This is a genomic window from Hyphomicrobiales bacterium, assembly GCA_017642935.1.
Lineage (GTDB): Bacteria > Pseudomonadota > Alphaproteobacteria > Rhizobiales > MH13 > MH13.
The window spans coordinates 1,758,825-1,778,151 of the sequence record JAEPOK010000001.1 but is presented as its reverse complement, the minus strand read 5'-3'; the positions used below and the strand labels follow the sequence as shown (position 1 = coordinate 1,778,151).

Genomic DNA, 19,327 nt, shown 5'->3' with positions numbered 1-19,327 from the left:
CAGTGCGGAGCTTTGTCAATGGTCGTTCAGCCATCGCCAGACGTGACAGACAGCATTCCCGAAGGTGGGAAAGCGCGCAGGGTTTATCTCCAGCTTAAGGACGATATTGCGCGCGGCGTGATTGAAGACGGCGCCAGTTTGCGCGGTGAGAACAAGCTGGCCGATACCTATGGCGTTTCGCGGGTCACCATTCGCCGTGCGTTGGAGGCTCTGGCAGGTGATGGGCTGATCGAAAAACGCGCCGGAAGCGGCTCCGTCGTGCGTTCGGGTCGCGCAACGCGCCAAACCATCAAGGCAGACATTGCTAATCTTGTTCCGCATCTGGCCGAAATGGGCGCCAAGACCGAAGCCCGGCTGTTGGAGTTTGGCTATCAGCCTGCAAGCGCCGCCATCGCCAGTGCGCTTGGTCTTGCTGAAGGTGCGCGGGTGCAGCGCGCAGTGCGTGTTCGCTTGTTGGACGGTCAACCGTTCTCGCATCTGGTAACGCATGTGCCTGAAGACGTAGCGCTCAGCTATTCTGAAGCCGACCTTGCCACGCGACCGCTCTATTCTTTGCTGGAACTCGGTGGCGTGCGGATCGCCAGTGCTCAGCAATCGGTGTCAGCGACACTGGCAGCGCCGGATATCGCCCGCGCGCTTGATGTGCCGACCGGCTCAGCCCTTCTTTCGTTGGAACGTATCGTACGCGATGAACAAGGGCGCGGTGTTGAGTATCTGGCCGCCTCCTATCGCCCCGACCGGTATCAGCTTTCCATGTCGCTGGATCGTGTTGGCCATGGCGAGAACCGACACTGGGAACCCATCGTCCAGCTTGGAAACGGCCTCGATACCAACGCACAGGCCACATCATGAGTGGTCAAACGCTCTTTGATCGGTTGTGGAGTTCCCACGAAGTTCTTCGCCGCGACGATGGGGCGTCACTGCTTTGGGTGGATCGTCATTTGGTGCACGAGGGATCGCATCACGCCTTTGGTAAACTTGCGGAGCGCGGGCTGAAAGTTGCCCATCCTGAACTCACCATTGCCGTCAGCGACCACTATGTACCAACGCGTGAGCGCGCGTCTGGTGGCGCCAATGATGATATCCGCCGCATGATCGCGACGCTAGAATCCAACGCCAAAACGCACAGCATTCGCCACTTCGGTCTCAGCGATCCGCGCCAGGGCATTGTTCATGTTGCAGGGCCGGAACAGGGCCTAACTCTGCCAGGTTTGATGGTGGTTTGCGGCGACAGTCACACCTCCACACACGGCGCGTTTGGAGTTTTCGCGTTTGGCATTGGCGCAACCGAAGTCGCGCATGTTCTGGCAACACAAACCTTGTGGCAAACGCGTCCCAAAACCATGCGGCTCACCTTCAACGGCACGCTGGCAGAGGGCGTCACCGCCAAGGATATGGCGCTGCACTGGATTGCCAAACTTGGTTCAGATGGTGCGCGCGGTCATGCCATCGAATATGCTGGCAGTGCGGTTCGCGCGCTGTCTATGGAAGCGCGGATGACGCTGTGCAACCTCTCGATCGAGGGCGGTGCCAAGTGCGGCATGATCGAGCCCGACGCTACGACTTTTGCATATCTCAAGGGACGCCCGTTCGCCCCGTCTGACAATCAGTGGGATGAGGCATTGGACGATTGGCAATCCTTAGCAAGCAATGCTGATGCCACCTTTGACCGTGAGATCGATATCGATGCCGGAGACGTCGCACCGACGGTCACTTGGGGCATCGTTCCTGAACAAGCTGTGCCAATCTCTGGCACCGTTCCAGCGAATGCGCCGCAAGAGGCGCTCGACTATATGGGGTTAAGAGCTGGGCAGGCGCTCAAAGGGTTGCCCATCGATCAGGTTTTCATCGGTTCGTGCACCAACGCGCGCATCGAGGATTTGCGCGCCGCCGCCGCCGCGATAGCCGGTCATCGGGCAAAAGTTCCTGGTATCGTTTCGCCCGGATCCATGATCGTGAAAAGGCTGGCGGAAGCCGAAGGGCTTGATCGTATTTTCATCGATGCGGGTCTGGATTGGGTGGCCTCCGGTTGCTCCATGTGTGTTGCCATGAATGGCGATGTCGTTGCGCCGGGCAAGCGCTGCGCCTCGACAACAAACCGCAATTTTCGCGGCCGCCAGGGGCCAGGCGCTCGCACCCACCTCATGTCACCGGCCATGGTGGCTGCTGCTGCTGTTGCTGGAGAACTTACCGACGCGCGTGCTTTGCTCAAAAACCGCCCCTTGGCCGGAGCAGCCTGAGCATGGCGGGTTGGCGCAACCATACTGGGCCGGCTGTGGCGTTGCCGATGGAGGGCATCGACACCGATCAGCTCATCCCGGCGCGGTTCATGTCCACGCCGCGCGCAGAACGGTATGGCCGATTTTTGCTACATGATCTGCGCTTTGGCGCCGATGGCACGGCCTACGCTGGTCATCCCCTGAACCAACACCCAGAAGCCACTATCCTGGTGGCTGGCCGCAATTTTGGCGGTGGGTCATCACGCGAAGCAGCGGTCTATGCCTTGGTTGATTTCGGCCTCAAGGCGGTGATCGCACCCAGCTTTGGCGACATTTTCGCCGGCAACGCTGTCAACAACGGCTTGCTGCCTGCAAGGGTCACAGAAGCCGACAACACAGCTCTGTTCAAGGCTCTTGGCAATGATGTTGGCTCGCTCAGCATCGACTTGGAAACCTGCCAGATCACGCTTGGCGAACTGACAATTCCCTTCGCGCTGGATCTGGTTTGGCGCACCAAACTTATTGAAGGCTGGGACGATATCGACATGACCGCAAAGCATGCCGATGCCATTGCGGACTTTTCCCAGAGAGACCGGGCAACGCGCCCGTGGGCTTATCTAAACGCAGAATTTTCACCACCAAACTAGGGGCTTGACCCTAGCACCCAACCGGCGCGTGAGCGCCATTTTTCGGACGGTCAAAAAGAATGCCGCCGAAACCCTAAAGGAGAGGACTTATGAGAAAAACTCTGATCACAGGCGCCCTGGCTGCATCCACAATGTTGGCAAGCGCCGCATGGGCTGAAGATACCATCACCGCGGTTCACGCGTTTCCCGAAACGCTGATTTACACGCAAAGCTTCCTGTCGTTCGTTGACATGGTCAATGAGCGTGGCGAAGGCGTGGTTCAGATCGAGGTGCTTGGTGGCCCGGAAGCCATCGGCATGTTCCAGCAGCCCGACGCCGTGCGCGATGGCGTGGTTGATATGGTCTACACGCCGGGCTCGTTCTATGGCGGCGCGTTGCCAGAGAAGGACGCCCTCGTTGCCTCCAACCTGACAGCCATCGAAACGCGTGAAAATGGCGGCATCGATCTGATCAACGAAATCCATCAGGAGAAGATGGGCCTCTACTATCTCGGTTGGTTTGACTCTGGCGTCACCTACAATCTCTGGTCGGTCAACGAGCCGAGTGTGGATGAAGGCGGCAATCTGGTGATCGATGACATCCGCCTGCGTGGCAACGCTGTCTACAACGCCTTCTTCACCGACTATCTGGAAGCCCAGGTGATCGATCTGCCCACCGGCGATGTCTATTCGGCACTTGAGCGGGGCACTGTGGATGCCACCGGTTGGACGCAGATTGGCTTAATCGACCTGCGCTGGAACGAGTTTTTGAACTGGCGTATCGAGCCAAACTTCTTCTCCACCGATCTTGGCGTGATCGTCAATCTGGAGGCTTGGAACAATCTGTCTGAAGAGTCTCGTGCCTTGGTGCAAGAGGTTGCTATCGAGCATGAACGTATGAGCGTTGAAGCCTTGCGTGCCAAGCGCGACGAAGACTTTGCTGCGCTTGAAGAAGGCGGCATGCAAGTGTTCTCGCTGGAAGGCGAAGCCCGCGCGGCCTATCTGGAAGCAGCCCGCTCCACCACCTGGAATCGGATGCGAACCTTGATGGAAGAAAGCCCACAGGGTGCAGGCAATTATGATCGACTGATCGAGCTGTTCTACGACCCATCGATGGACTAACGTCCTCAAAGACGGGCGCGGTGCTCATCCAAAGCGCCGCGCCTTTTCTGTTTCCAGTTTGAGTGCGCCCATGGCCCTTCTCACCCGCCTCTATGATCGCTTGGTCGATGCGATGGCGCTGATTGCGGCGGGCATGCTGCTGTGGCTGATGGTGTCGGTGATCACCTCGGTGATCATGCGCAATGCCGGGATTCAGCCGTTCGCCTGGCTTTTTACATCGGCCGAGTATGCCATTCTCTACATGACGATGCTCGGCGCACCCTGGCTGGTGCGCAAAAAGGGTCATGTGCACATCGAGCTCGTCACCGCTGTTCTGCCACCTCGGCTACGTCGCCTGTTGAGCCGTGCAGTAGCCGCTTCCTGTGTTGTCGTTTGCCTTATCCTCACCTGGAAGGGCATCGATCTGGTGGCGACCAATTTGGAGCGTAACGATTTTGATGTGCGCGCCTACTTCTACCCGCGTTGGCTGCTCACCATCGCGTTTCCAATCTCCTTCGGTTTGATGGCCATTGAGTTTTCGCGCTTCACGTTCGGGCGCGATCTGCTGCATTCCGGCGAGGCTGGTATCCATGAATAACCCCAGCGGTCAGAAGGGGTTTCGTCATGGAGTGGTATGAGGCGCTGGCCTTGCTGCTCGGCGCGATCATCGCGCTCATGGCAATGGGTATGCCGATTGCGCTGGCCTTTCTGGCGGCCAATATCATCGGCGCCTGGATTTTTATGGGCGGCGAGCGCGGCGTCGCGCTGCTGCTCAACAATGGCCTCGGCGCGCTAACGAAATTCGCGCTGATGCCGATCCCGCTGTTCCTGCTGATGGGCGAGGTGTTTTTTCACACCGGCCTTGGCAAGCGCATGTTCAACGCCATCGACCAATTGCTTGGGAAACTGCCTGGGCGGCTTTCCTATGTGACGGTCCTGGGTGGTACCGGTTTCTCCACCCTTTCCGGTTCCTCCATGGGGTCCACGGCTTTGCTTGGATCGCTGATGGTGCCGGAGATGGCGGCGCGTGGTTACAAGAAGAAAATGTCCATCGGTCCGATCCTTGGCACCGGTGGTTTGGCCATCATCATTCCGCCGTCGGCTTTGGCAGTGCTGCTCGCCACGCTCGCACAGATAGATGTTGGTGCGCTATTGATCGCAGGTGTTGTGCCCGGCTTGATCCTGGCTGGCCTCTACATCGTCGCCATCTTTGTGATGACCCGCCTAGACCCAGGTGCTGCCCCGGCCTACGAGGTGCCCAAACTATCCGTCGGTGCCAAACTCGCTTTGGTCATGACCGATGTGGTGCCAATGGTCGGCTTGATGGTGGTCATTGTCATCATGATGATCGTGGGCTTTGCCACGCCCTCCGAAGCGGCAGCCTTTGGTGCTCTGGGCGCGATCCTGTTGTCAGTGGTGTTCCGATGCTTCTCCTGGGAAGCAATGAAAAAATCGGTCCATGGCGCGCTGCGGGTCACCCTGATGGCCTATTTGATCGTGTTTGGCTCGGCGACGTTCTCACAGATCTTGGCCTTTTCGGGCGCCTCGCGCGGGTTGATTGGCTGGGCGACCGGGTTCGACCTTGATCCTCTGGTGATGCTGCTCGTTATGTTCGGTGTGCTGCTGGTCTTGGGCATGTTCATGGAGCAGATTTCCATCATGCTCCTGACCGTGCCGATCTTCTTCCCACTGGCCATCAGTCTCGGGTTTGAGCCGGTCTGGTTCGCGCTCATCATGCTGCTGGCGCTGGAGATCAGCTTCACCACACCGCCCTTCGGGCTTTTGCTTTTTGTGATGAAGGGCGTCGCGCCGCCCGATACGACCATGCGCGACATCTATACCGCAGCGATCCCGTTCATTGCGTGCTCGCTGCTTTTGGTTGGGTTGCTGATCGCGTTTCCTAGCCTAGCGCTCTGGCTGCCATCGCTAGCTAGAGCAAGCTAAAGCCCACCGATGCAGGTGTATTTAGTCTCCAGATAGTCATCGATCCCCTGCCAGGACCCTTCCTTGCCCAGGCCGGATTCTTTGAGGCCGCCAAACGGTATTTCCGGGGCGACAATCAGCACTTCGTTAATGCCGATTAGCCCGTATTCAAGCTTGTCTTGCAGGCGGAACGCGCGTGCTAGGTCTTGGGTGTAGGCGTAGGATGCCAAGCCGTAATCGGTGTCATTGGCGGCGCTGATAGCCTCTTCTTCGTCGTTAAAGCGGTAGACTGGCGCGATCGGCCCAAAAATCTCCTCAGTCGTCACGCGCATGCTTGGCGTTGCATTGCCGATGACCGTGGGCTGGTAGAACAAACCGCCGCGATCATGGCGACCACCACCGGTGACCAAGTCGCCACCTTTCGACAAGGCGTCGGCGACCAGCTCTTCGATTTTTGACAGGGCTGCACCATCGACCAGCGGCCCTTGCTCAGACCCGTCTTCAGCACCCGGCGCCACTTTCATCGCGGACACGCGCTGGGCAAAAGCTTCGACGAACCGATCATAGATGCCGGCTTGCACAAACAACCGGTTGGTGCAGATGCAGGTCTGACCGGCATTGCGGAATTTCGCGATGAGCGCGCCATCCACGGCTTTGTCCAGATCGGCATCATTGAACACGATGAAAGGCGCATTGCCGCCCAGTTCCATCGACATGCGCTTCACCGTACTTGATGCTTCAGCGAGCAACTGTTTGCCGATTTCTGTCGAGCCAGTGAAGGTGATCTTGCGCACTTTGGGGTTGGACGTGATCTCGCCACCAATCGCGCGTGCACTGCCTGTGAGAACGTTCACCACGCCTTTTGGAAAGCCGACTTGTTCTGCCAGATGCCCCCACACCAAACCGGAGAGTGGCGTGGCGCTCGCCGGTTTCACCACAACCGTGCAGCCAGCCGCCAAAGCCGGACCAAGCTTGCGGGCGAGCATAGAGGAAGGGAAGTTCCAGGGTGTGATCGCCGCCACCACGCCAACCGGATGCCGGGTGGTCATCAGTTTGCGACCGGCGATGGGCGAGGGGATGATCGCGCCATTGGTACGGCGCGCCTCTTCAGCAAACCACAGCACATAGGCGGCGGATGAACCCACTTCAGCGCGCGACTCGGACAATGGTTTTCCCTGCTCGGCGGTCAACATCTGCGCCATGCCTTCCAAATTGTCTTGGATCGCATCGTGCAGCTTACGCATCAGCGCCACACGCTCGCCAAGTGTCAGTCCTGCATAGGCTGGAAAGGCGTCGTGCGCGGCATCAATGGCGCGCTGCGTCTCAGTCTGGCCAGAGTTCGGAACGGTCGCAATTGTTTGGCCCATTGCTGGATCGGTCACATTGATGGTCTGACCGTTGTCGGCATCGACCCATGCGCCGTTGATGAGATTTTGCTCACGAACAAGGGATGAAAAGGAAGGATTGATCATTGGGGTAAAACCTCATCTGCGGCGGCGCGCAGGGTCTGAGCGATGGTCGTGATTTCATCAGCTGAAATACAAAGCGGCGGGGCGAAGCCAATAGTGTTGGCTTCCGGCATGGCGCGCGCGATTACGCCGCGTTGCGTCATGGCTTCGGCGATTTTTGGTCCAACGGTCATGGGGGGGAACCAATCTCGATCGGCTGGGTCGGCGGCAAACTCCACAGCTGCCATTAGGCCCACACCTCGCACTTCAGCAACGTTCGGTTGGCCATCCATGGCTTCGTTCAGAGCTTGTTGGAAAACCGGACCCATGGCGTGAGCGTTCTCCACCAAACCCATCTCGTCGATCAGATTAAGGGTCGCGATCCCGGCTGCGGCGCTGACTGGATGTGCCGAATAAGTCCAGCCATGAGCAAGCGGGCCGAAATCGTCTGATCCTTGCATCAAAACGTCAAACACCCGCTGCGAGATAATCGAGCCCGAAAGTGGGGCGTAGGCCGACGTCAGCCCCTTGGCGATGGTCATGAAGTCTGGCTTCAGATCGTAGGTTTCAGACCCAAACATCGCGCCGCTGCGACCGAACCCGGTCACCACTTCGTCAGCGATCAGCAGAATGTCGTGCCGCGCTAAAACCTCTTGGACGCGCGCCCAGTATTCCTCAGGCGGGGGCATGATGCCGCCAGTCCCCATAGCGGGTTCACCAATAAAAGCGCAGATCGTATCCGGGCCCTCACGTTCAATCATCGCTTCGAGATCACCGATCAGCCAATCGACGAAATCGGCCTCGCCCATGTCGGCGTCTGGACGGCGCAGATATTGCGGGCTGTGCGTGTGCAAGAACCCATCCAATGGAAGATGGAAACGTGCATGATAGGATTGCAGACCGGTCATCGACCCGGACACGATCCCTGAGCCATGATAGGCCCGCCAGCGGCTGATGATCTTCCGTTTTTCAGGTTTGCCGCGCAAGATATTGTAGTGCCAAGCGAGCTTCACATTGGTCTCGTTGGCATCCGATCCTGACAGGCCAAAATAGACCCGCGCCATGTGATCGGGCGCGCGATCCATGATCATCTTGGCCAGCCGGATCGCCGGTTCATTGCCCTGGCCCGCAAAGGAATGAAAAAAGGCAAGCTTGTGCGCCTGCTCAGAAATCGCGTCGGCTATCTCGGTGCGCCCATAGCCAGCGTTCACGCAATAGAGCGCGGCGAACGCGTCGAGGTAGCGTTTGCCATCCCGGTCTTCGATGAAAACACCTTCGCCGCCAGTGACGATGCGCCCAGGCACATCGCCGCGAGCGTGGTTCGCCGTGTGCGTGGTCGGGTGCAGAAGATGATCCCGATCCCATGCGGCCAACTCATCATTGATACGAGGATCAAGAGTCATATGACGATCTCCAGCCGGGTGTTGGCGATAAGTTCTGGAACGCTTGCTTGGTTGGGTAAGGCAAGCAGCATGGTAACCAAGCCCGCAACGGTTTCCGGAGTCATCCTATCGGCCTTCGGCGTTACGCCCGGTAGGCCCGCGAGCAGTTCGGTATCGATGGCGCCCGGACAAAGTGCTGTGGCGCGCACACCATCATCCCAGGCTGCGTGGCGCACCGCTTGCGTCATCGCCAACAGTGCGTGCTTGGTCATGGCGTAGCCGACCGATGTCCCGCCGCGGTACCGCTTGGCGTCGGTCGAGGCGACATTCACAACCCGGCCATGCCCCCCGGCACGAAGATGCGGTAAGGCAGCCTTGATCAGACGGAACGGAGCTTTGACGTTCACCGACCACATGGCATCGAGATCGTCCTCGTCGCCCTGCTCAAAATCGACCATGCGCAAGATACCGGCATTGTTCACCAGCGCATCGATCTGCCCATGTTTGGCGATGGTACCGTCAACCCAGCTTGTGGCCGTTGCAGGGTCGCGCGCATCGAAGGAATGCGCCGAGACGGAGCCGGAAAAGGCATCGGCTTGAGACAGGTCCCTCAGCCCGAGCGACACCGTCCAACCCTCGTCGAGCAGCTTCTGCGTGATCGCGGCTCCCAGGCCGCGTCCGCCGCCCGAAACCATGACGACCTTGGTCATTAGAAAAGGCCCTGATAGACGCCGCCATCATTGACGATGTTCTGGCCCGACATGAAGCCAGCCTGCGTTGAGCAGAGATAGGCGATCAGGTCGCCGCACTCGGACGGGTCGGCAAAGCGGCCGGCTGGGCAGTTGCCCTTGCGGTCCTGCACAATGGCCTCATAGGTCGTGTTGCCGCGCTTGGCATGACCGTGAAGGTTCGTGTGCAGAGCGTCGGTGTCGAACAGGCCCGGACAGACTGTGTTGATCGTGACATTGTGCCCTATCAGCTCGCGCGTCATGGCTGCCGATGCGCCCGACAGAGCAAGCCGCGCCGCATGACTGTGGGCGAAGCCTACCTGCGGGAATTTGATGAAACTCACCGACATGTTGACGATACGCCCGAAGCCTTGCGCCTTCATGCCTGGTGCAACCGCCTGCATCATCTGGACGGAGGACAAGAAATGAACGTCCAGCCAGTAGCGCCAATCATCGGCTGAGATTTCGTCGTAAGGCGTCGGTACCTGCCGGACGCCTGGATTGTTCACCAGAATATCGGTTGAACCGCCCGCCGCATCTAAGATCGCTGCCCGCCCGTCGTCGCTGTTGAAATCTGCGGCGACCGGCGTGGCGTCCACGCCAAACTCATCCTGGATCGCCTTGGCGGCTTCGCTAAGCGGGCCTTCGCTGCGGGCATTCATTACCACCGAAGCACCTTCGCGTGCCAAAGAACGCGCCGTCGCGAGGCCCAATCCGCGGCTCGCCGCAGTCACGATCGCTCGCCGACCTTTCAATCCAAGATCCATCGTCAGTTACTCCTACGTGTCGGTGTAAGCGGTCAGGCGACCTGCTTGTTCGTGCCAATCAGGCTGTCCATGCCCGCCTGTAGACCTTTAAGGGCAGTGCCAGAAAGCGGGCGCAAAGGTGGGCGTGGAACGCCGCCACCTGGAAAACCAAGAAAGTTCATTGCAGCTTTGGTCGCCGGATAAAGCGTGCGCCCCTCGCTGATGAAAAGGTCGGTCATTGCCTGACCCGTCGCTTGCAATGCCCAGGCTTCATCCATCTTACCTGCCTTAGTTTTGTACCAAAGCTGCAGGCAGTTTTCCCAAACATTGGGGAAGCAGTCGATGTGGCCGTCAGCGCCGGCCAGAGCAGCGGCCACGCCAATTGTCGAGGATGGTCCGCAGAACACGCGAATACGATCTTTCACCAAGTTCAGCGTCTGATGAAAATTCTGCCAAGCGCCGCTGCTCTCCTTGATCGCTACAACATTGTCCAGGTCAGCTAGCTTGTCGGCGATGGCTGGTGTGATCGCATTCCCGGCATTGCCAGGAATGTTGTAGAGCACGATGGGCAGCGTCGACTTCGCATCGATAGCTTCGAAATGCTCGATGGTTTCGCTGTCGGAGAGATGGGCAAAATAGGCAGGCATCACAAGCACGGCGTCCGCACCTGCGGTTTTGGCCGCGTCAATCTGCTCGATCACTTCGCCTTCGCGGATCGCGCCCGTGCCGACGATGGCAGGGCCACGACCCTTGCACGCTTCAACGGTCAGCTTGGCCAAGCGTTCGCGCTCGGCCAGCGACAGTGCCCAGAATTCGCCTGTGCATCCTGCAGCGACTATGCCGGTTGCGCCGGCATTCAGGAGGCGATGGATGTTGGCGACAAACCCTTCTTCATCCATCGAAAGATCGGCATGAAAAGGCGTGGTCACCGCCGGCATGGGACCGGCCCAGTCGATGCTGTGTCTGTTCATGGCAGGGCTTTCTGAAGGGCAGGGTTGGTCATTGTCTCAACGCTGGCTGCGCGATTGAGCCTTGGGCCTTTTGGACCCGGTCCAAAAATGTGGGCGTGGTCCGCGTCGAAGGATAGTGAAACTGTTTCCCCAGGGCTCCATGATTGCGGCGCCGGAACGCGACCGGTCAGACGATGGCCACCGGAGAGCTCCAGCAGCACGATGTTTTCGTGCCCGGTCTTTTCCACCACCTGAATGACGCCCTTTATCGGTCCCTCGCCGATCCGGACATGCTCTGGGCGCACGCCCAGGCATGCGGGGCCTGCGGCAGCGTTTTCGCCAAGCTGTCCGACGGTCAGTGACACGCCGTCGGCCTTGAACATCCAGCTATCGCCTTCGTTGGAAAGTTCGCCATCCATCAGTGTCATGCCAGGCGTGCCGATGAAACTTGCCACGAACCGGTTGGCCGGTGCGGCATACACCTCGGTTGGTGGGGCGAACTGCTGAAGCTCGCCGCCCTCCATGACGGCAATGCGATCCGACATGGTCATCGCTTCGAGCTGATCATGCGTGACATAGACCATGGTCCTGCCAAGGCGCCGGTGCAGCTCAACAAGCTCGACACGCATATAGCCGCGCAGTTTGGCATCAAGGTTCGACAGCGGCTCGTCGAGCAGAAACACTTTGGGATCGCGTACCAATGCCCGGCCAAGTGCAACCCGCTGCTGTTGGCCACCGGAAAGCTGGCGTGGTTTGCGGCCAAGCAATTCGGTCAGTTGCAGAAGCTCAGCCGTTGCGGCGACCTGCGTTTTTTGCTCTGCCGCTCCAACACCACGCTTTTTCAGCGGATAGGCGATGTTCTGCGCCACCGTCATGTGCGGATAGAGCGCGTAGGACTGGAAGACCATGGCGATGTCGCGCTGGCCAGGTGCGACGTCATTGACCACCCGATCACCAATATGGATGTTGCCGGAGGTCGGGAATTCCAGGCCGGCCAGCATGCGCAGTGTTGTCGTCTTACCGCAGCCCGACGGGCCCAGCAAAGATACGAACTCACCTTCGTCAATCGACAGATCAAGACCGTGCACGGCGGTGAAACTGCCAAACTCTTTTCTAACGTTTGAGAAGACCACAGCGGCCATAAATCAACCTTTCACGCCGCCGGCACCGAAGCCGCGGGTCAAATAGCTTTGTAGGAAGGCGAAGACGATAATGAGCGGTACGCTCATCATCACCGAGGCGGCCATCAGCAGCGACCACTCAATATTGAAGGATGAGACCAGCATATTCATCACGCCGGTCGTGAGCGGACGCGCGCTATCGGAGTTCACCAATACCAAAGCGTAGAGATATTCGTTCCAGCTCAGGATGAACGTGAACAGCGCTGTTGAAATGATGCCAGGCAGGAGCTGCGGCAGGATTACATCCCAGAAGGCACCCATCCGCGATGCGCCATCAACAAGCGCAGCACTTTCCAAGTCTTCTGGAATACCCGCCATGAACGAGCGTAGAAGCCAAAGCGCATAGGGTAAGGCAAACGTCGTGTAGGCAATCACCAGGCTGAAGATTGTGTTGGACAAGCCAAGGTTCACCAGCAGCAGATAAAGCGGAATGATCAGCACGACCGACGGCAGCAGATAGGTGAAGAGCACCAGAAACGCGAGGCTCTCACGGCCACGGAACTTGAAGCGCACGAGGCTGTAGGCGCCGAGTGTTCCGATCGCGACAACCACCAAGGTCGTGACTGTGGAAAGCACAACTGAATTACGGAAATAGGTGAGGAAATTGGTCCGCTCGATAAGGTGCCAATAGTGCTCGAACGTCCAGGTTTCAGGCAGCATTGTCGGCGGGCGGCGGAACAGCTCAAATCCCGGTTTCACCGAAGTGACCAGCATCCAAAACAGCGGGAATGCGACAGCCAGAACGATCGCCCAGGCGAAGATATTGAACGCGAACTTGCGGACAAACGACATCAAGCGTCCTCCTCGCTGCGCGTGCGTCGGATATAGACAATCATGAAGACAAGCATGATCAGCATCATCACCACGGCGAAGGCCGACGCCATGCCCATATCGTTCAGCGCGAAGGCCTCTTGATAGACGAGTAGCGGCAGCGTCTGGGTATCGCTTAAGGGACCGCCGCCTGTGAGCAGGAAGATGAGGTCGAACTCTTTGAAGTCCCAAATCGCGCGCAGCAGAATGATGACGACCAGCACGTCTCGAAGCTGCGGCAGCGTGACATCAAAGAATCGAGCGATTGGCCCCGCGCCATCAATCTTGGCGGCTTCATAGAGCGCGTCCGGGATCGTTTGCAGGCGGGCCAGCACGGCTATCACAACGAACGGAAAATACTTCCATGCGCCGACAAGGATCACAGAGATCATCGCGTTGGGCATGGTGCCCAGATAATCGATCGGAAAATCGATGATACCGAGCGTGATCAGGAAGTGGTTCATAATCCCGTAGAGATCGTTGAACAGCCACTTCCAGACCAGCACCGCGACCACGGTCGAGATGAAGTAGGGAAAGAGGATCAGCGAGCGGGCAAGGCTGCGGAACCAGATGTTCTGATGCAGTACCAAGGCCATGCCAACGCCAAACAAGATTTGCAGCGTAAGCGTGCCGACTGTCCAGATGAGCGTGTTACCCAACGCGTTCCAGAACGCACCGGTTTGCAGAAGCTCAAAATAGTTTGCAACGCCGACGAAATCGCCCTCAAGCGTGGGCGTAAAAATATTGAAAAAAGACAGATAAATCGCTGAAAGCAGCGGATAAACGATAACCGACCCGAACACGATGACCGTTGGCGCGATCAGCATCACGCCGAGCATAGCGTAACGCCGTTCAAGCAAAGTTTTTGGGGCCGCAGACATCGGTTTCTTTCAAGTGGCGCCAACCGCCCCTCAACATCCGTCGAGAGGCGGTCAGGGATCGCAAAGCTTTGGCTAGAGTGTTAGCCGTTGACGATGGCTTCGATGGCCATCGATGCATCGCTTAGCGCGGTATCCACATTGTCGCCGTTCAGCACAACCTTCTGCACCAGATCGGAGATAACGTTTGAGCCGATGATCTCGCCAGCCTTTTCGTTGGACTGGTGATCGGCACTTTCGTATCCGAGGTTGAAACCACCAGCAGCAGACTCAGCCATCAGCTCCACTTCAGGCGCGTACTTCTGGATGATGTCGTTGTTCTGGTACATCGGATTGTTGTTAATTGACTGCAACACTGGCAGCACATGACCAGGCGCAGCGTGCAACTGTTTGATGTACCCTTCCGGATCGAACAGGAAGGCCGCAAACTGCTTGGCCGCATCGATGTTCTGCGACTGTGCCGGAATGAATACCGACGGGAAGTCGTTGAACGTCCACGGCGCGACGTCGGTCGAAATGCGCGGGTAGCGCACGCAAGTCACATGGTCGGCGATGTCCGGGTTCTGGTTGTTGACATTGGCAAGCACGCGGCCGGTGTAGATGCCGGTCGCTGTTGCGCCGGACACGAAGGCCGTCAGGCTTTCGCCCCAGGAATAGTTTGTCGCGCCGGGAGGGCAGAATTCGCGCATCTCGCGATAGAATTCCAGCGCATTGCGGGTACCTTCATTGTCGATGGCGACCTCAAGATCCGGCGAGAATACCTGACCACCAGCCTGGTGAATGAAGCCAATGAATATCAGCGACGTCATTGAGTTGCGGCCATAGGGCAGGGGCGCACCAAACAGACCACCGGTCTGCATGGCGGAGACAGCAGCGCGCAGCTCGTCCCAAGTCTCAGGCGCGCTGTCGATGCCAGCTTCTTCCATCAGGTCACGGCGCAGCCAGAGCATGTTGGCCGCCGAGTTTCCGATGCCCGTACCGCAATAGTTCCCGTCGGCGGCGCGATACACATTGTTAGCGCCGGGGAAGTAGTCGTCGGAGCCAATGGCTTCGATCACATCGTTGAACGGAACCAGCAAATCGTTGGCATAGTAAGACTGTACCGCGAAGGACGGCAGGTGGGTGACAATGTCAGGCACTTCGCCCGAGGAGAATGCTGCAGCCAGTTGCGGCGCATAGCCTTCATCAGAGGTGGTTTCGAATTCAACGCGAATGCCGGTGGCGGCTTCGAAGTTGGCAATCTGCAATTCGTAGGCTTCAACTTGCGCCGGAGCAGCTTGCGGCGACCACCAGCGGAGCGTCACATCGCTTTGTGCCCGCGCAATGCTAAAGGGCGTTGCTGCCAGAGCTGTCGTCGCGGCCAGGCCTTTGAGCGCTGTTCGGCGCGAAATGCCCGGCGCAATGTCTTTTTTGTTGATCACGTTGAAGTCTCCCATTTCTTCAAAAAGTTCACATAGCGAACGCTTGTGCGATAATTCACCGATCCGACGATCTACGCAAGTGCTTTTCCGCAATTCGTTGGCTGCCGGATGCAAATGCGGTGTGCTAGGCAGACTCTTGTGCGGAATCAGCCTTTCTTTGTGGGCTGAGAAGGAAGGATGAAAAGGAAGGCGCCATGGCGAACAAGCCAAAAGAAAAGGCGGCCGGGAGAAGCATGCCTGCAGAAAAGGCCAAATCGAAGGCTTCCGATACGCCTGCTGGATTGATGACGGCAGCGCCGGATGACTTGGACGAGACCGGTAACGGTGCGCCCAATTCACGTGATTACGTCAGTTCGCTGGCGCGCGGGCTAGATGTTCTGCGCGCTTTCAATCGGACCCGACGAAAAATGACGCTCTCCGAGGTCGCCGCCGAGACAGGAAACACCCGCGCTGGCGCCCGCCGAATCCTCCTGACATTGGTGCGAGAGGGCTATGCGGTGGCCGATGGTAGACTGTTTGATCTAACGCCGCAGGTGCTCGAGCTCGGATTTTCCGTGCTGTCCTCCAAAGGCACATGGGACATTGCGCGGCCCTTTATCGAACATCTTTCGGAGGAGACCCGCGAGAGTGTTTCTGCGGCGATCTTGGACAATTTCGACGTCGTTTATGTCAGCGGCACGCAGTTTCATCGAGTGATCAGTGTCGGCATTACGGTTGGACGACGTTTTCCCGCACACGCAACGGCGACGGGGCGCGTTCTCTTGGCTGGGCTTCCAGAAGATCAGTGGTTGGGCATGCTGCAAAGCATACCGCTGACGCGTATGACCGATCGTACGGTGACCGACCGCGCCGAGTTTCGAAAGGTCTTGGAGGATGTGCGCGACAAAGGCTGGTCGCTTGTCGATCAAGAACTCGAGACCGGTCTCATGTCGATCGCCGTGCCACTCTATCTTTCATCCGGTGTGATGGCCGGGGCGATCAATGTCGGCGTGCCGACTTTGCGCATGACAACGACCGAGATGGTCGATTTCATCCTTCCCAAGCTGCAGGACACCGTCAGCAAGATCAGCCAGGCATTGCGACGCTAAGCGGCAAAGCGATGCGGAGAAAAACGCTCGACATCGGTGTCGGGTTTTTCGCCAAGCGCAAAAGCGGCCGCCGCCTGCCCAACCAGCGGTCCAAGCGTGTAGCCGGCATCGCCGGGTATCGCCATGATGATGCGGTCGGTCTGCGGCAGACGACCGATCACCGAGGCGCCATCGATCGTGGTGTTCATGCCGGCCCAGGTGCGGATGACCCGCAGACCGGCGATCCTGGGCACGAGCTTGGCGGCCAAAGCCACGTTGCCCATCAATGATGATGATGCCACCGCAGGCGGATGGTTGGCGCCGCGACCCGTTGCCGGCCAACCGCCACCAATCACGATTTGCCCCGAGCCGAACTGTTTGAGCGTGATTGACCGCTCTGCATGCTGCACCAGATGGTGGATTGCTGGCGCGCCGGATTCCGTGATGTTCATGTGCAGCGGCTCAGCCTTGGTCGGGATCGTGATCCCAAAGGGGGCAACCAGATCGCCCGATCCCCACGCCGCGGCGATGATGACTTGGTCTGCGCCAAAAATTCCGTCGGACGTGACCGCCGATATGTCGCCCGGCCCCTGGTCCAATCGCTCAACGCGCACGGTGCGGCGTTCAACGCCAAGCGTCGCCGACCACGCCTTTAATTTCGCGTTGGCTATCAACGGGTTGAGCTTGCCCTCGTCCTTGCACAGTTCCGCGCCGACAATCTGCGGACCAAGCCAGGGCGCCACCTTGTCGAGGGCGGTGCGGTCAAGAATCTCGACCTTGAGACCCTTGGACGCCTCCCGTTTCGCTTTGGTTTCCAAGAACGCCAATTGGTCGGCGCTTTCGGCCAACATCAACCCGCCTTGGCGCACCAACTCGAGGCCGCCAAGATCTTGGTCAAGTTGTGCCCAGACGTCGGCTGCTTCACGATAAAAGGGCAGGGAGGCTTCAACGTTGGCCACCTGATCGGGATAGAGGCGCATAAAACGGCTTTGCATTTGCACGTGCAGCGATCCGGCATTGCTGTCTGAACCGGCATTGGTTGCAGCATCGAGGATCGTGACGCGCGCGCCTTGTTCGGCCAAGGCAATCGCTGCGACGGTGCCGGTTACGCCGCCGCCAATGACGAGCGTGTCAGCCGCTGTCATCGGGCGCCTCGATGACGGCCTCGACCAAGCTTTCGCCTTGCACCTCGCCGATGGCCTCTTCAGCAGCCAAGATGGCTGAAATGGCGACGGGTTTGATTGGCACACGCGGCGCGAAAAAACTCAAATCTTCAATGGCCTTGCCAGTCGCGTCAGACACCATGCGCGCAGCGATTGGCCCGCAATAGCGTCCCTGGCAGCGTCCCATGCCAACCCGTGTTGCGCGCTTCAGCGAACCGACATGACCGGGCGTTGTCGCCAATCCAGTGCGAACATCGCCAAGGGTCAGTTCCTCGCAGCGGCAGATTGTGGTCTCGTCCGGTAGTGGCGCTGTATCGCGCTGCGTGATGTCGTAAAGCGTCCAAAGCTTGGTTTGGAATTTCCGATGCTTGGCCAGCGTGCGGCGCTTGCCGGACAAGTCGCCTGGCTCACCATGGCCGGTTGCGGCAGCGGCATTAGCCCCTGCGATCTCACCTTCGATGCGGGCGGCAGGCGCACCGCCAAGCCCGGTGCAGTCCCCGATCGCGTAGAGGCCGGATACGCTTGTCTCCATGCGTGTGTTTTTTTCGCAGCGCAGATGGCCCATGGCTGCGTCATACTGCATCGACGCGCCAAGGAGGCGAAGGATCTCGTTCTGTGGTTCAAAACCAGCATTCATGCAAAGCACATCGACATGCACCGTTTCTTCGCCTCCAGAAGCGGTGAACGTCGCGGCCAAGCCATCTCCGTCTTGAACAACTTTACGGAGTTCGCTGTTGTTCCGCACCTTGATGCCGTGCTGGCGCAGACCGGCCAGCATGTTGAGGCCCTGCAAGGTGAGCTTTGGGTCTGCCGCCGCCATAGCCAGAGCGGTCAACGGTTTGGTGATGGCAGCCGGAGCGCGCTCGGCGAGATAAACGATCTCAGCGCCGCCTTTCGCCAGCTCTAGTGCGACTTGAACATTGAGTGGTCCCGAGCCGCACACAGCGATACGTTTTCCAGGCAAGGTCTGATAACTACGCCACAAGGTTTGCGCCGCTCCGGTTGTCATCACACCGGGAAGCGTCCATCCAGGCACCGTCACCGGCCGTTCGTACGCGCCGGTTGCGATGATCGCGGTTTTTGGCTTCGCGATAAGTGGCGCACCCTCTCGATGGCCGAGAAAAAGCAGCCCGTCGAACGCGCCCCAAAGTTCAACGCCGGATATCAATCTCGCGCCCGATGCCTTGGCACGCGCGACAAGCTGCGCGCCATCATCCTGTTGTTGGTCCAGGATCGTGCCGTTGGCGGCCTGCTTGTAATATTGCCCGCCAGCCACCTTGCGCTCGTCGAGCAGCACCACCTCCGCGCCGGCTTCGGCGGCGGTGATGGCTGCCGAAAGACCCGCTGCGCCACCACCAACAACTAGGACATTCGGTGAAAGGTGCAGTGCCTCACCATCCGGCGTTTTCACCTCGTGGCCAAATTCTGGCAGCGCGACCTGCCGCGTGACGGACATGCCGTTTTCGACCGGCGTCATGCAGGCGCGACGGTTCGGCGTGCCGTCCACATCAACCAGGCAATCTTGGCAGACGCCCATCCCGCAGAAAATGCCGCGTTCAGCACCCTTGGCAGTCTCTCGAAACGCGCGGACCCCCGCCTGCGTTAGGGCCGCTGCGAGGCTTTCTCCCTCGCGCGCGGCGATCTCACGCCCTTGGTACTGAAAAACGATCTCGGTCATTGCACGG

Annotated in this window: 18 protein-coding genes; 7 read left to right on the top strand and 11 right to left on the bottom strand. The window is 58.8% G+C overall.

Annotated features, from left to right (window positions below; genetic code table 11):
* Nucleotides 1-18 precede the first annotated feature (18 nt).
* The 6 genes from JJ917_08460 to JJ917_08435 all read left to right on the top strand — a co-directional run bounded on the left by JJ917_08460 (nt 19) and on the right by JJ917_08435 (nt 5,889).
* Nucleotides 19-852, top strand: a complete 834-nt coding sequence (locus JJ917_08460) for a GntR family transcriptional regulator (GenBank protein ID MBO6698847.1) — start codon at nt 19-21, stop codon at nt 850-852.
* Nucleotides 849-2,240 (top strand): 3-isopropylmalate dehydratase large subunit, encoded by a 1,392-nt coding sequence (gene leuC, locus JJ917_08455; GenBank protein ID MBO6698846.1) that lies wholly within the window; start codon nt 849-851, stop codon nt 2,238-2,240. The genes JJ917_08460 and leuC overlap by 4 nt, the downstream gene beginning before the upstream one ends.
* Before the next feature lie 2 nt (nt 2,241-2,242).
* Nucleotides 2,243-2,866 (top strand): 3-isopropylmalate dehydratase small subunit, encoded by a 624-nt coding sequence (gene leuD, locus JJ917_08450; GenBank protein MBO6698845.1) that lies wholly within the window; start codon nt 2,243-2,245, stop codon nt 2,864-2,866.
* Nucleotides 2,867-2,955: 89 nt separating this feature from the next.
* Nucleotides 2,956-3,966, top strand: coding sequence for a TRAP transporter substrate-binding protein DctP (dctP, locus tag JJ917_08445; GenBank protein MBO6698844.1), 1,011 nt, complete (start codon nt 2,956-2,958; stop codon nt 3,964-3,966).
* 70 nt (nt 3,967-4,036) lie between these two features.
* Nucleotides 4,037-4,543, top strand: coding sequence for a TRAP transporter small permease (locus JJ917_08440; GenBank protein MBO6698843.1), 507 nt, complete (start codon nt 4,037-4,039; stop codon nt 4,541-4,543).
* A 26-nt stretch (nt 4,544-4,569) separates the two neighbouring features.
* Nucleotides 4,570-5,889 (top strand): TRAP transporter large permease subunit, encoded by a 1,320-nt coding sequence (locus JJ917_08435; protein ID MBO6698842.1) that lies wholly within the window; start codon nt 4,570-4,572, stop codon nt 5,887-5,889.
* On the opposite strand, the gene JJ917_08430 is transcribed toward JJ917_08435, so the two are convergent.
* The 9 genes from JJ917_08430 to JJ917_08390 form a co-directional block, all read right to left on the bottom strand.
* Nucleotides 5,886-7,340 carry an NAD-dependent succinate-semialdehyde dehydrogenase gene (locus JJ917_08430; protein ID MBO6698841.1) on the bottom strand — a complete coding sequence of 485 codons (1,455 nt, stop codon included), beginning with the start codon at nt 7,338-7,340 and terminating at the stop codon, nt 5,886-5,888. The two genes, JJ917_08435 and JJ917_08430, sit on opposite strands and share 4 nt — an antisense overlap.
* Nucleotides 7,337-8,719 carry an aminotransferase class III-fold pyridoxal phosphate-dependent enzyme gene (locus JJ917_08425; GenBank protein MBO6698840.1) on the bottom strand — a complete coding sequence of 461 codons (1,383 nt, stop codon included), beginning with the start codon at nt 8,717-8,719 and terminating at the stop codon, nt 7,337-7,339. Before JJ917_08425 ends, JJ917_08430 begins: the two co-directional genes overlap by 4 nt.
* Nucleotides 8,716-9,408, bottom strand: a complete 693-nt coding sequence (locus JJ917_08420) for an SDR family NAD(P)-dependent oxidoreductase (protein MBO6698839.1) — start codon at nt 9,406-9,408, stop codon at nt 8,716-8,718. Before JJ917_08420 ends, JJ917_08425 begins: the two co-directional genes overlap by 4 nt.
* A complete protein-coding gene (locus JJ917_08415; protein ID MBO6698838.1) occupies nt 9,408-10,193 on the bottom strand; it encodes an SDR family oxidoreductase in 786 nt (261 codons plus the stop codon). Before JJ917_08415 ends, JJ917_08420 begins: the two co-directional genes overlap by 1 nt.
* Before the next feature lie 32 nt (nt 10,194-10,225).
* Complete coding sequence (locus JJ917_08410) at nt 10,226-11,143, bottom strand: dihydrodipicolinate synthase family protein (protein MBO6698837.1); 918 nt, start codon at nt 11,141-11,143, stop codon at nt 10,226-10,228.
* Nucleotides 11,140-12,264, bottom strand: coding sequence for an ABC transporter ATP-binding protein (locus JJ917_08405; protein MBO6698836.1), 1,125 nt, complete (start codon nt 12,262-12,264; stop codon nt 11,140-11,142). The genes JJ917_08410 and JJ917_08405 overlap by 4 nt, the downstream gene beginning before the upstream one ends.
* A gap of 3 nt (nt 12,265-12,267) precedes the next feature.
* A complete protein-coding gene (locus JJ917_08400) occupies nt 12,268-13,095 on the bottom strand; it encodes a carbohydrate ABC transporter permease (protein ID MBO6698835.1) in 828 nt (275 codons plus the stop codon).
* Nucleotides 13,095-13,994 carry a sugar ABC transporter permease gene (locus JJ917_08395; GenBank protein ID MBO6698834.1) on the bottom strand — a complete coding sequence of 300 codons (900 nt, stop codon included), beginning with the start codon at nt 13,992-13,994 and terminating at the stop codon, nt 13,095-13,097. The genes JJ917_08400 and JJ917_08395 overlap by 1 nt, the downstream gene beginning before the upstream one ends.
* Nucleotides 13,995-14,074: 80 nt before the next feature.
* The gene (locus JJ917_08390; protein ID MBO6698833.1) at nt 14,075-15,412 is read right to left on the bottom strand and encodes an extracellular solute-binding protein; all 1,338 of its coding nucleotides are present in this window, start codon (nt 15,410-15,412) and stop codon (nt 14,075-14,077) included.
* Nucleotides 15,413-15,645: 233 nt separating this feature from the next.
* Here JJ917_08390 and JJ917_08385 point away from each other — a divergent pair, with 233 nt between their 5' ends.
* Nucleotides 15,646-16,500: a helix-turn-helix domain-containing protein gene (locus tag JJ917_08385; GenBank protein ID MBO6698832.1), complete on the top strand. Its 855-nt coding sequence runs from the start codon at nt 15,646-15,648 to the stop codon at nt 16,498-16,500.
* Here the strand turns inward: JJ917_08385 and JJ917_08380 are convergent.
* Together JJ917_08380 and JJ917_08375 are read right to left on the bottom strand one after the other, a co-directional pair.
* Nucleotides 16,497-17,624 carry an FAD-binding oxidoreductase gene (locus JJ917_08380; protein MBO6698831.1) on the bottom strand — a complete coding sequence of 376 codons (1,128 nt, stop codon included), beginning with the start codon at nt 17,622-17,624 and terminating at the stop codon, nt 16,497-16,499. The two genes, JJ917_08385 and JJ917_08380, sit on opposite strands and share 4 nt — an antisense overlap.
* Entirely contained in the window at nt 17,611-19,320 is a 1,710-nt protein-coding gene (locus JJ917_08375; protein ID MBO6698830.1) for an FAD-dependent oxidoreductase, read from the bottom strand. The genes JJ917_08380 and JJ917_08375 overlap by 14 nt, the downstream gene beginning before the upstream one ends.
* Between the last annotated feature and the right edge of the window lie 7 nt (nt 19,321-19,327).